This window comes from Acinetobacter sp. 809848, assembly GCF_000581275.1.
GTDB lineage: Bacteria > Pseudomonadota > Gammaproteobacteria > Pseudomonadales > Moraxellaceae > Acinetobacter > Acinetobacter pittii.
Genome location: NZ_JEXG01000001.1, coordinates 63,864 through 76,572, shown reverse-complemented (window position 1 = coordinate 76,572; position 12,709 = coordinate 63,864). Strand labels below are relative to the sequence as shown.

Below are 12,709 nucleotides of genomic sequence, written 5' to 3'. Positions count from 1 at the left end.
TATGGATATTCTCCCTTTTATTTTATTCGAGCAACTTTAAGAGTTTAGTTCGATAAGGTGTTTCTTCGGGTAATAATTCAAGTAAACGTTCCACAGCATCTACACGGTCTGGTACACGACTGACTACACGTAATAATTGATCAATATCTTCAATTTGATAAATCACATGACTCAAACGAGCGTCAAAACAATCTCTCCATGCACATAAAAAAGGACTTTCTGATTTAGCTAAGAAACTTCCTCTATAGAGTGTAAGCGTAGTTGATGTGAAGCCTAGGTTTAATGCTTGTTCGGCCATTAAAAAATCACATTGAATTTCGCAGTTAAGTCTATATGGTCGTGACTCGATAACGTCGGGTATTAAGTTTCTGAGTTGAGAAAGTTCTGCTTTTAAAGTGGTAGTACTTACAGGCCGATCACCATATAAAGCATAGTGAAGTTCTTCAAGATTAATCCCTTCCGGACAAAGAGTTAAAATACATAGAATCTCAATTTGACGCTGAGTTAATGTAAGGCTGTGTTGGTTATATTGAACTTTAGGAGTACCGAAGGCTTTAATATATAAGATATTTTTTTGATGAAGCTGAATTGCTTGTTTAACAATGTCAGCACAACGCTCTACTGCTAAAACTCCAAGTGAATTATGTTTTTGATATTTGGTCGATAAATTCATAATTCCATAAAACTGACCTGTATTCGCATCGGTAATCGGTGCTGCATAACAGACCCAGTCTCTGACACTATTCATTTGGTTTTCGTGAGAGTAAACACAGCTTGCAGAATGTGTATTTAATGCTAAACCAATGGCATTTTGGCCTACAGCCTGAGTAGACCACTGGCCACCTTCGACAAAATGTACTTGCTCTGCCGATGAGCGCATAGGATGACTACTCCATGTCCAAAGTAGAGTACCATGAGGATCAGTCACACCAATGGCCATATCGGCATCTTCGGCAATATGCATCAAGTTGCGGTGGCATTCATGAATCGAACGACCAAATAATGAATGTTCCCATTCCTCACCCAGATCAAACAAAGGTGCTGCCTCAAGTTCAAGTGATGGTTTTTTTCCTAATTGTTTAGAATGAGATGAGGATTCCGGCCGAAATAAGGACGGGGTAGTATCTATTAAAGGCGATGATAATTGTTCTGACATATCCATATCGAAATTCCTTTATCATTGAAATGGCGTATCCGTAGCCGCTCAACATCTATAACTTTCTTATTGTGACTATTTCCTAGTTATCTCCTTACCTTAAATAATTTTATAAGTCTTGACCATTATCCTATTGGATAAGTTTTGTTAATTGCCTAATCATTAAGATAAGACATCTTGTCGGCTGAAAGGCTTTGGCACTTCTTCTCCGAAATATTGTCGATCAGCAAAATAGCTAGAACGAACCATAGGTGCACTCCAAATATTATTAAAACCTAATCGCTTACCGTGTCGAGTATATCGTTCAAATTCTTGTAAATTTACAAACCGATGAATCGGCGCATGTGATTTTGAAGGCTGAAGATATTGACCAATCGTGACAAGATCGACTTGATAGTCTTTTAAATCGTTGAGTAGGGCAAGCACTTCAGCCTCTATTTCTCCTAATCCAACCATCAGGCCAGACTTAGTTTTGATATCGGGACAATATGCTTTAAAGCGTTTAAGTAACTCAAGCGAATGTTGATAATCTGAACCGGGGCGCATCGCTTTATATAAACGAGGAACCGTCTCAATATTATGATTAAACACATCTGGAGGTGATAAGCTTAGAGTTGAAAGCGCTGTCTCTAAACGACCGCGAAAATCTGGTACTAAAATCTCAATCAATGTTTCTGGACAACGTTTCCTAATTTCTTCAATACACTTTACAAAATGGGCAGCTCCGCCATCATGTAGATCGTCGCGGTCTACAGAGGTAATCACGACATACTTTAAGTTTAGATTTGCGACTGTTTCTGCCAGATGCTTAGGTTCATCTTCATCTAGCGGTTTTGGGCGACCATGAGCGACATCACAAAATGGGCAGCGACGAGTACAAATATCGCCCATAATCATAAATGTTGCCGTACCACCACCAAAACATTCAGGTAGATTTGGACATGCGGCTTCTTCACAAACACTATGTAGCTTTTGTTGGCGCAGCAAATTCTTTATGCGTTTAATTTCTTCAAAATCGGTTATTTTCGCTCTAATCCAGTCCGGTTTAGTCGGTAACTCTTCTGTAGGTAAAATTTTAATCGGAATGCGAGCAACTTTATCCGCTCCTCTTAATTTAATACCAGTTTCTATTTGCCTTTTTAAGTCCATATATAAAATTCCATTTTATATTAAATAACTTTTAACTAGACTCTATATAATAAAAATCCTTATAATTTAAATAAAGGATATGGAGTTTATTAATGAGCGTAGTACACAGCTAATATTATAAATTAATAAAGGTTGGTTAAAGGTTTGTTTCACAAGCCAATGAAATGTATTAAAATTTTTTTATTTTATTTTTGCTTTACAAGTTTTTGAAAAATAAAAAATTATATCCATAAAAATCATTAAAAAATTTTTAGTCTAATAGCATATTAAATTAAATTGAGCTTTATTATTTATAGCGAAATATATAACTCTCGCTGAAACTTGGTTGATTTTTAATAATCAAGATAATAAAGGAAAAGGATATGCAATTAACGGAAGAGCAATTACTCGCAGCATATAAACGCATGCGCGATATTCGTGAATTTGAGGATCGACTTCACGAAGAAAATACCAATGGTGATATTCCTGGCTTTATTCACTTATACAGTGGTGAAGAAGCTGTAGCAGTCGGGATTTGCGAAAATTTAACCGACAAAGACTATATCACTTCAACACACCGTGGACATGGACACTGTATTGCAAAAGGTTGTGACATTCACGCCATGATGCTGGAAATTTTCGGTAAAGATGACGGGCTATGCCGTGGAAAAGGCGGTTCTATGCATATTGCTGATTTAGATAAAGGTATGCTCGGTGCCAACGGGATTGTGGGTGGTGGACCTCCTCTAGCAATTGGTGCGGCGTTGACAGCGAAAACCTTAAAGACTGGTGGTGTCGGACTGTCTTTTACAGGCGACGGTGGTTCAAACCAAGGCCTTACTTTTGAAGCAATGAACATGGCTGTTGTTCTTAAACTTCCAGTAATTTTCGTTTTCGAAAATAACGGTTTTGGTGAAGGTACTGGTCATGATTACGCAGTAGGAAGCAAAGACATTGCAGGTCGTGCAGCAGGTTTTGGTTTGCCTGCGGTTAAAGTTGACGGTACAGACTTCTTTGCCGTCTATGAAGCCGCTCAAACTGCTATTGAACGTGCACGTCGTGGTGAAGGTCCGAGTGTGATTGAAACCATTACAAACCGTTTTTATGGCCACTTCGAAGGTGACCCTGGCTTGATTCGTTCTAAAGAAGAAGTAGAGTTCATCAAAGAAAATAAAGATCCTTTGAAAATTTTCCGCGAAAAAGTCAAAGGCAAAATTGATGAAGCCAAACTAGACGAGATTGATGCAGCTTCTAAGGCAAATGTTGATGATGCCGTTGCTAAAGCTCGTGCTGCGGCTTATCCAAAACCAGAACAACTCCTTACTGACGTCTATGTCTCTTACTAAAGGAATAGTAAAGATGCCAAATAAAAGTTTTCGTAATGCAATTAAAGAAGCCATTGAATCAGAAATGCGTCGTGACCCAACTGTATTTGTTGTTGGTGAAGATGTTCGTGGTGGGCACGGCGGTAAAAATACCGAAGAGAACGAGCTTGAAGGCTTCGGTGGGGTACTTGGTGTAACCAAAGGTTTATGGACGGAGTTTGGTTCAGAACGTGTGATTGATACACCAATTACCGAGTCTGCAATTATCGGTATGGCCGCCGGTGCGGCTGCAACAGGTTTACGTCCTGTTGCTGATTTAATGTTTATGGATTTCTATGGCGTGTGTCATGACATGCTTTATAACCAAGCCGCTAAATTCCGTTATATGTTTGGCGGAAAAGCAAAAGCGCCAATGGTTGTACGTGGCATGATTGGCGCAGGTTTTTCTGCGGCAGCTCAGCACTCTCAGTCACCATATAACGTATTTGCCGCGGTTCCGGGTTTAAAAGTTGTAGTTCCATCTAGCCCATATGATGTGAAAGGACTATTAATTCAGGCTATTCGTGATGATGACCCTGTGGTGTTCTGCGAACATAAAATGCTATATGACATTAAAGGTGAAGTTCCAGATGATGCCTATACCATTCCTTTTGGTGTAGCAAATTACACCCGCGAAGGCACAGACGTGACCATTATTGCTTTAGGCCTGATGGTACACCGCGCCAATGAAGTGGCAGACAAATTGGCAAAAGATGGTATTTCGGTTGAAGTGGTAGACCCTCGTACGATTTCACCTCTTGATGAAGAAGGAATTTTAGAGTCTGTTGCATCAACTGGGCGTGTGGTTATTGTCGATGAATCAGCAGCACGCTGTGGTTTTGGTCATGATGTGGCTGCACTGATTGCTCAAAAAGGTTTCCACTATTTGAAAGCACCTGTTGAACTCGTAACGCCACCACATACGCCTGTTCCATTCTCTCCAGTTTTAGAAAAAGAATGGATTCCAAGTGTAGAGCGTATTGAGCAAGCTGTGCGAAAAACATTGGAGGCTTAGGATGAGCGAAATTAAAACGCTGGAGATCCCGAAATGGGGATTATCCATGGAAGAAGGTACTATTGCCCAATGGTTGATTAAAGAAGGCGATAGCTTTAATAAAGGCGATGAAATTTGTGAAATTGAAACCACAAAAATCGTCAATGTATTAGAAGCGCCTTTTGCTGGAACACTCCGTAAAATTTTAGCGAAAGATGGTGATACTTTACCTGTTGGTGGTCTTATTGCCGTATGTGCTGAAAGCCAAGTTTCTGATGCAGAAATTGAGCAATTTATTGCATCACTAGGTGGTTCAGCAGCTAAAGCCCCTGAAGCATCTTCGGAGCAAAGTAAAGCAGAAACATCTGCACCTGTTGCTGAAAAAGCAGAACAACCACAGTCTGTAGCTGCAAGTGCTCCAGTTCCAGTAAAGACTGCTAAAGGTGACTACGCTGTACCCGAGTCATTACAAGGCTATCAAGCATCTGATGAATTGTTTACAACACCGCATGCGTTAAAGCTTGCAGAAAAGCACAATGTGAACTTGGCAAAAGTCACAGGTTCTGGTCGTGAAGGACGTATTAGTGTTCAAGACATCCAGAAAGCTGTGCAGGCTGCTGGTGGTCAATGGCCTGATATTAAGCAGCAAACTCAAGCTAAAGTGGTTAAATCTACGGCCGATGATAGCCAAGTTTTAGCGACGCCTGTAGCACGTCGTTTAGCAAAGCAATGGGACATTAACCTAAATGACTGCCGTGTTTCAGGTACTCGTGGTCGCGTCTGTAAAGAAGATGTTGAGGCAGTTTACTATCGTAACAACCCAACGTCGGTAAATGAACAATCTGCTCAATGTGCTGTTGCTCAACCACAATCCACCGTTACAACTGTGGCGATGAATGGGATGCGTAAAGCGATTGCTTCACGGTTACAGACTGCAAAACGTAATGCACCGCATTTCCGCTTGGTGGTCGATCTCAACGTGGAGGCTTTGCAAAAACTACGTAAGCAGATTAATGAGACTGTTCCACAAGTGAAACTTTCAATTAATGACATGCTAATTAAAGCAGCTGCTGCGGCACTAATTAAAGTACCTGAGGTGAATGTTCAATTTGATGAAGCGACTCAATCAATTTTACAGTTCTCTCAAGCGGATATTTCGGTGGCTGTAGCGATTCCAAACGGTTTAATTACACCCATTGTAAAAGCTGCGAATCAGAAGTCTTTAGCACAAATTTCCGATGACATGCGTGATTTAGCAACCCGTGCTAAGACGGGCAAGTTACAACCCGACGAGTTTCAGGGCGGCAGCTTTAGCATTTCAAATTTAGGAATGTTAGGCATTAAACAGTTCGATGCCATTATTAATCCACCGCAAGGTGCAATTATGGCATTAGGCGCTTCCGAATCTCGCGCTGTTGTTGAAAATGGCAATGTAGTGGTTCGTGAGATTGTCACAGCGACATTGTCATGTGATCACAGAGTCATTGATGGCGCAGTTGGGGCGAAATTCTTGGCCAGCTTTAAGCAGTTTGTTGAAAACCCTGCTTTAATTTTGGTGTAGGAGAATCCCCATGTCAGAAGCTCAATTTGATTTAATTGCGATTGGCGCGGGACCGGGTGGGTATGTGGCTGCAATTCGTGCAGCCCAGCTCGGGTTAAAAACCGCAATTGTAGAAGAGCAACATTTAGGCGGAATTTGTCTAAATTGGGGCTGTATTCCAACTAAAGCTTTGCTTGCAGGTGCAGAGCTCGCAACCCAGTTTAAACATGCAGGACAGTTTGGTTTTCAGGTATCTCAACTCGATTTTGATATTCAAAAGCTTGTGCAACATAGCAGACAAGTGTCAGCTCAGCTGGTACAAGGTATTGATTACTTGCTGAAAAAGAATCAGGTGACTGTTTTTAATGGTCGCGCTCAACTTACAGCTAAAGAAAAAATTGAAGTGACCGATGCTCAAGGTAACAGTCAGGCTTTGAGTGCGCCACATATTATTTTGGCAACTGGAGCTAAAGCTCGACATGTTCCTCAGCTTCCTGTCGATGGAACATATGTCTGGAGCTATAAAGAAGCGCTTGTTCCAGAGCAGTTACCGAAAAGTTTACTGGTTGTAGGTTCAGGTGCAATTGGTAGTGAGTTTGCTAGCCTTTATCAAGATTTGGGTTGTCAGGTGACATTAATTGATTTAGCCAAGCAGATTTTACCAACTGAAGATGCAGAGGTTGCCCAATTTGTCAGAAAACAATTTGAACAAAAAGGTATGAAAGTCTTAACCGATGCTGTCGTTCAAAGTATTCAGATTGAAAATGAGCAAGTCCACTGTGTGGTTGAAACGGCAAATGATGTTCAAACGCTTGTTTTTGATCGCGTGCTTTCGGCAATTGGTGTACAGCCTAATACCACGGGGCTAGGAATAGAACGTTTAGGTGTAGAACTCAATCCACAAGGTTTTGTGGCAATTGATGACTATTGTAAAACCAATGTAGTAGGGCTTTATGCCATTGGTGATGTGGCTGGTGCACCGTGTCTCGCTCATAAAGCAAGCCATGAAGCCATGATATGTGTCGAGAAAATCGCTGGTGTAGCAAATGTCCATTCACTGGATCGTAGCCAGATACCTGGTTGTATTTTTACACATCCACAAGTGGCGAGTATTGGTTTAACGGAAAATGCAGCAAAAGCTAAGAATCTACCTATACGAATCGGTAAGTTTTCTTTAACTGCAAATGGTAAAGCTTTGGCAATTGGAGATGCGACAGGCTTCGTTAAAACGGTGGTACATGCAGAAACGGGTGAATTACTTGGTGCACATATGGTAGGTCATGAAGTGACTGAACATATCCAAGGCTTTGCGATTGCCAAATATCTAGAAGCAACTGATGAAAGTTTAGCTCAAGTGATTTTCCCACATCCAACCTTATCAGAAGCCATGCATGAGTCCATTTTGGCCTCAATGCAACGAGCGATTCATATGTAGAAACTCTACATTTACAGGAGTTGAACATGGTTAAAGGATTAAGCAATAAAGTCGTTTTAGTGACTGGGGCAGCTCAAGGCATTGGCCGTGGGATTGCCCTGCGCTTGGCGCAAGAAGGGGCACATATTGCATTAGTTGATATGAAACAAGATCGACTGAACGATGTGCAGCAAGAAATTCAGGCTTTAGGTGTAAATGCGAGCACATTTATTGCCGATGTCAGTGACCGTGAGCAAGTGTATGCTGCTATAAATCATACTGAGCAGACACTTGGTGGGTTTGATGTCATGATTAACAACGCTGGAATTGCACAAGTTCAAGCGATTGCGGATATCACACCTGATGAATTCCAAAAAATTGTTGATATTAATATTGGTGGCGTGCTGTGGGGAATACAGGCTGCTGCTGCAAAATTTAAGCAACGTCAACATAAAGGAAAAATCATTAATGCTTGCTCAATTGCAGGCCACGACGGGTTTGCTTTACTCGGTATTTACTCGGCAACCAAATTTGCGGTACGAGCACTTACCCAAGCTGCGGCAAAAGAATATGCCAGTCAGGGTATTACGGTAAATGGATATTGTCCCGGAATTGTCGGAACGGATATGTGGGTTGAAATCGATAAACGTTTTGCTGAAATTACGGGTGCAGAAGTCGGTGAAACATATAAAAAATATGTGGAAGGCATTGCTTTAGGTAGAGCCCAAACTCCAGACGATGTAGCTGCATTAGTTGCTTTTCTGGCAAGTGAAGATTCGGACTATATTACGGGTCAATCCATTTTAACGGACGGCGGAATTGTCTATCGCTAAAACAACATCCTGATTTGAGGGAGATAATAATGAAAGCAGCGCGTTTTTATGACAGAGGCGATATTCGCATTGAAGATATCCCTGAACCAGACGTCACTCCTGGCACTGTAGGTATCAAGGTGGCTTGGTGTGGAATCTGTGGTACAGATTTGCATGAGTTTATGGAAGGGCCAATTTTTATTCCACCGTGTGGACATCCGCATCCTATTTCAGGCGAATCTGCGCCGATTACCATGGGACATGAATTTTCAGGGGTGGTCTATGCGGTAGGTGAAGGTGTTGATGATATTGAAATTGGTCAACATGTCGTCGTGGAGCCTTATATTGTGGCCGACGATGTACCAACTGGACCGGGCGATAATTATCATCTTTCCAAAAATATGAACTTCATTGGTTTAGGTGGTCGTGGTGGTGGTTTATCGGAGAAAATTGCGGTTAAACGCCGTTGGGTGCATCCAATTTCCAATAAAATTCCACTGGATCAGGCAGCCTTAATTGAACCGTTATCGGTGGGTCATCATGCCTATGTGCGCAGTGGTGCAAAGGCTGGTGACATTGCACTGGTTGGCGGAGCCGGCCCAATTGGTTTATTGCTTTCGGCAATTTTGAAAGCGAAAGGGCTTAAGGTCATCATTACCGAGCTAAGTGCAAAACGTAAAGAAAAAGCCAAGGAGTCGGGTGTTGCAGATTATATTTTAGACCCGTCAGAAGTTGATGTTGTTTCTGAGGTCATGAAAATTACTAATGGCGATGGTGTTGATGTTGCATTTGAATGTAGTAGCGTTAACAAGGTATTAGATACTTTGGTCGCGGCAGTGAAACCAACAGGCGTGGTCGTTATAGTTTCGATTTGGAGCCACCCAGCATCAATTAATGTGCACAGTGTTGTAATGAAAGAGCTCGATGTAAGAGGCACAATTGCCTACGTAAATGACCATCAAGAAACCATTAAACTGGTCGAAGAAGGTAAAATAAATCTGGAACCTTTTATTACCCAGCGTATTCAACTTGATGATTTGATTTCACAAGGTTTTGAAACCTTAATTCATAACAATGAGTCAGCCGTTAAGATTATCGTACATCCATAAATAGACACTCAAGCCTATAAAAAAGAGCGATGATTCGCTCTTTTTTATTAAAGTAAATTGTTGTTTTGAGCTTCAATAATAGGGGGTAATGGCTGTCCTAAAGAACTTAGAGACTCACGTTCAATCAAACGCACAATAGAGTCGAGTGGTAAATCATTTTCTTGCAAACCGAAAGGTTCTTCAATTTGAGCGCTTAATGCATCTAGTCCTAAAAACATATAAGCGATTAAACCCACAATAAGCGGTGTCCAAATACCTAAAGCTGCTTCAAGGCTAAACGGTAATATAAAACAGAAACAGTAAACGGCGCGATGTAAAAGTACTGAATATGAGTAGGGTAAAGGCGTGCCAGCAATTCGGTCACAACCCGCTTGAATATTGCCTAGCTCAACAATATGTCGATTTAAGGTGCTATAGATAATGTCACTAATGTCGCCGTCTTTTAGAGCTTTGACTAAATCTTTTTGAATATTTTCTAGTACAAATTGCGGTGCATTAATATGCTCATTTAAATAATTAAGTGAAGAGTTATTTAAATAGGCATGCTCAAGAAATTTTGTAGGTTCAACTGTTTGTTGACGTAAACGATCACGCAATAAGTTACTAAAAATTAAGACCTGATGAATTAAATGTTCACGTTGTTCATTAGATAAAACATGGCTATCTCTAACAATATGTCTGGCATTAGCAATTAAAGCACCCCAGAGCTTGCGACCTTCCCACCATCGGTCATAACACGCATTATTTCGAAAACCCGTACAAATCGAAAGAATCACACCAAAGATAGTAAATCCGATCGCGGGTACGGTAGGAATTTGAATCCAATGATAATAAGAGAGCCAAACTACACATGCTGAAATAAGTACAACAAAACTCAGTGCTGGCAAGACCTTCGGTAAAATTGTTCCTTTCCAAGCAAATAAAAGTTTAAATACATTGCTTTTATCACGAACAATCATATAAAGCCTTTGAACTAATGAACCTAACTAAGTGCAATATGATACGCCTTAGACGAGCTAAATACCTAACTAAAGCTTATGCTTTTGTCTATATCGCCAAAGAGTAGTGCGGCTAATACCAAAAATATTAGCAACCATATTTAGATTATGGTTATATTTTTCTAAAGCAGCTTGTACATTTTCAGGGGTAAGTTCTGTATTTGTCTCAGGCAATTTAACGTAATCTTCAGCATTTAAGAGTTCATTTGGTAAGTCTTCGACTTCAATTTCATCCTTACCATTTGCCATGGTTAACGCATAAAGAAGGGTGTTTTTAAGCTCACGAACATTTCCTGGCCAGTCATAGTTCAATAAAATTTGCATGGCTTTTTGATTAACATGGCGAGGCATTGTGTCGAGTTGAGTGGAGCTTTCTTTTAAAATCTGATCGACAATGAGAGGAATATCGACTTTACGCTCTCTGAGTGGTGGTATAAAAATTGGAATTACACGTAAACGGTAGAGTAGATCGTGACGGAAACGACCAGCTTTAGCTTCCTCCCGTAGCGCCTTATGCGTTGCAGTGATAATACGGACATTGGCTTGAATTGGTTTTTCACCACCTACAGGAGTAAATTCACCTGTTTCTAGCACCCGTAATAATTTAGCTTGAAGCTCTAAAGGAATCTCGGCAATTTCATCTAGAAACAGTGTTCCGCCTGCGGCACGTTCAAACACACCTTTATGGTCGCGAATTGCTCCCGTAAAAGCACCTTTCACATGTCCAAAAAGTTCACTTTCTAGAATATTGGCATTAAGAGCTGCACAGTTAATCGCTACAAAAATCTTATTTTTACGTTGGCTATAATCATGAATTGCTTTTGCCACAAGTTCTTTACCGCTACCAGATTCACCGCGGACGAGCACTGGAAACTCAGTAATTGCCACCCTTTGAATAATTGAAAACATACGAGCCATTTCTGGTGAACAACTATTGAAAACTTTAGCCAAGTCTTGCAATTGTTCTGTTAGCTCTACTTGATCAGCAATATCATTCTCTATGCAAACAGGCTGTAGAATATGCAATTTCCCGATAATGCGATGCTCTGCGATGTAAATATCATTTTCCTGATAGATGAATCGCTTTCTCATTTTAGGAGTATTGATTTCAAGATACTGATTATGATGGTCTTGAGTAAGCGCTGCCATACTCTCAATAGAAATGTCATCTGTATTAAATTTATAGTGAATTGCTTGAGTCGTTGTGTCAGCGAGAAACAGACTCGCATTTGGGAGTAAAGCTTTTAATTGCTCAAATAAAGTAAAAAAATCTTGTTCTGACTCAAAATTTAACTTTGCCATTTCATGTGTTTCACAATCGTTTCATTGAAACATACTTGAGTTTCATAGGAACATCAAGCTGAGTTTATTTTCTAGCTTAAAATTTACTTATTATTATAAATATTTGATTTTTATATTTATTATTTAATTTTAAATAATTGGCATCTTATTTGCAAAATATAGGAAAGAAATAAATTATTAGGGTATAAATCATGTTCTTTAAGCAGTTTTTTGAAAAAGAAAGTTCGACTTATACATATATGCTTGGATGTGAAGAAACACGAGAGGCTGTTTTAATTGATCCAGTCGCATCAGATATTGAGATTTATGCAAAAGAATTAGAGCAGCATCAATTTACGCTCATCTATACCTTAGATACCCATGTCCATGCAGACCATATTACTGCTGCGAATTTGCTTCGTGAACGTTTTCATTGCAAATCAGTTTTACATCGAAACTCAGATGTGAGTTGCGGAGATATTTTAATTACAGATGGTTGCATGCTTAAAGTCGGTAACCTCAGTATTGAAGCACGTTATACACCAGGTCATACCAATGCTTGTACGAGTTATTTGGTTGAAAACATGGTTTTCACTGGTGATGCATTATTAATTGATGGATGTGGTCGAACTGACTTCCAACAAGGTAATGCAGGTACACTTTATGACAGTATTCATAAACAACTTTTTAGCCTGCCTGACGAGACTATTGTGTATCCGGGACACGATTATAAAGGTCGTCTGTCTTCAACAATTGGTTATGAACGCTTAAATAATTCACGTCTAGGTCAGAATCGCTCGCGTGAAGATTTTATTGAATTAATGAATAATTTAAATCTCCCATATCCAAAACAAATCGATAAAGCACTTCCTGCTAATCAGGCCTGTGGCTCAACTTCACAATCATAAGGTGG

11 protein-coding genes are annotated in these 12,709 nt (G+C 40.2%); 7 read left to right on the top strand and 4 right to left on the bottom strand.

Translation table 11 applies throughout. The features are described from left to right. Window positions 1–22: 22 nt before the first annotated feature. Together J536_RS05370 and lipA are read right to left on the bottom strand one after the other, a co-directional pair. Complete coding sequence (locus J536_RS05370) at window positions 23–1,162, bottom strand: hypothetical protein (protein WP_032062302.1); 1,140 nt, start codon at window positions 1,160–1,162, stop codon at window positions 23–25. A gap of 156 nt (window positions 1,163–1,318) precedes the next feature. Then, the gene (gene lipA / locus J536_RS05365) at window positions 1,319–2,305 is read right to left on the bottom strand and encodes a lipoyl synthase (protein WP_032062300.1); all 987 of its coding nucleotides are present in this window, start codon (window positions 2,303–2,305) and stop codon (window positions 1,319–1,321) included. Between the two features lie 362 nt (window positions 2,306–2,667). Here lipA and J536_RS05360 point away from each other — a divergent pair, with 362 nt between their 5' ends. The 6 genes from J536_RS05360 to J536_RS05335 are packed head-to-tail and all read left to right on the top strand — an operon-like array spanning window position 2,668 to window position 9,517. After that, window positions 2,668–3,630, top strand: coding sequence for a thiamine pyrophosphate-dependent dehydrogenase E1 component subunit alpha (locus J536_RS05360; RefSeq protein ID WP_001177517.1), 963 nt, complete (start codon window positions 2,668–2,670; stop codon window positions 3,628–3,630). Window positions 3,631–3,643: 13 nt separating this feature from the next. Then, window positions 3,644–4,663, top strand: coding sequence for an alpha-ketoacid dehydrogenase subunit beta (locus J536_RS05355; protein ID WP_001133051.1), 1,020 nt, complete (start codon window positions 3,644–3,646; stop codon window positions 4,661–4,663). 1 nt (window position 4,664) lies between these two features. Continuing rightward, window positions 4,665–6,203 (top strand): 2-oxo acid dehydrogenase subunit E2, encoded by a 1,539-nt coding sequence (locus tag J536_RS05350; protein WP_032062298.1) that lies wholly within the window; start codon window positions 4,665–4,667, stop codon window positions 6,201–6,203. 10 nt (window positions 6,204–6,213) lie between these two features. Then, window positions 6,214–7,617 (top strand): dihydrolipoyl dehydrogenase, encoded by a 1,404-nt coding sequence (gene lpdA / locus J536_RS05345; protein ID WP_032062296.1) that lies wholly within the window; start codon window positions 6,214–6,216, stop codon window positions 7,615–7,617. A gap of 26 nt (window positions 7,618–7,643) precedes the next feature. Continuing rightward, entirely contained in the window at window positions 7,644–8,429 is a 786-nt protein-coding gene (locus J536_RS05340; protein ID WP_032062294.1) for an acetoin reductase, read from the top strand. A 29-nt stretch (window positions 8,430–8,458) separates the two neighbouring features. Next, on the top strand, window positions 8,459–9,517 hold the full coding sequence (locus J536_RS05335; RefSeq protein ID WP_032062292.1) for a 2,3-butanediol dehydrogenase: 1,059 nt from the start codon (window positions 8,459–8,461) through the stop codon (window positions 9,515–9,517). Window positions 9,518–9,564: 47 nt separating this feature from the next. Here J536_RS05335 and J536_RS05330 read toward each other — a convergent pair whose 3' ends face one another. Together J536_RS05330 and J536_RS05325 are read right to left on the bottom strand one after the other, a co-directional pair. Then, on the bottom strand, window positions 9,565–10,476 hold the full coding sequence (locus tag J536_RS05330) for a bestrophin family protein (RefSeq protein ID WP_032062290.1): 912 nt from the start codon (window positions 10,474–10,476) through the stop codon (window positions 9,565–9,567). Window positions 10,477–10,545: 69 nt separating this feature from the next. Then, complete coding sequence (locus J536_RS05325) at window positions 10,546–11,817, bottom strand: sigma-54 interaction domain-containing protein (RefSeq protein WP_032062288.1); 1,272 nt, start codon at window positions 11,815–11,817, stop codon at window positions 10,546–10,548. 191 nt (window positions 11,818–12,008) lie between these two features. On the opposite strand from J536_RS05325, the gene J536_RS05320 reads away from it, so the two are divergent. After that, complete coding sequence (locus J536_RS05320) at window positions 12,009–12,704, top strand: MBL fold metallo-hydrolase (protein WP_032062287.1); 696 nt, start codon at window positions 12,009–12,011, stop codon at window positions 12,702–12,704. The last annotated feature ends 5 nt before the right edge of the window (window positions 12,705–12,709 follow it).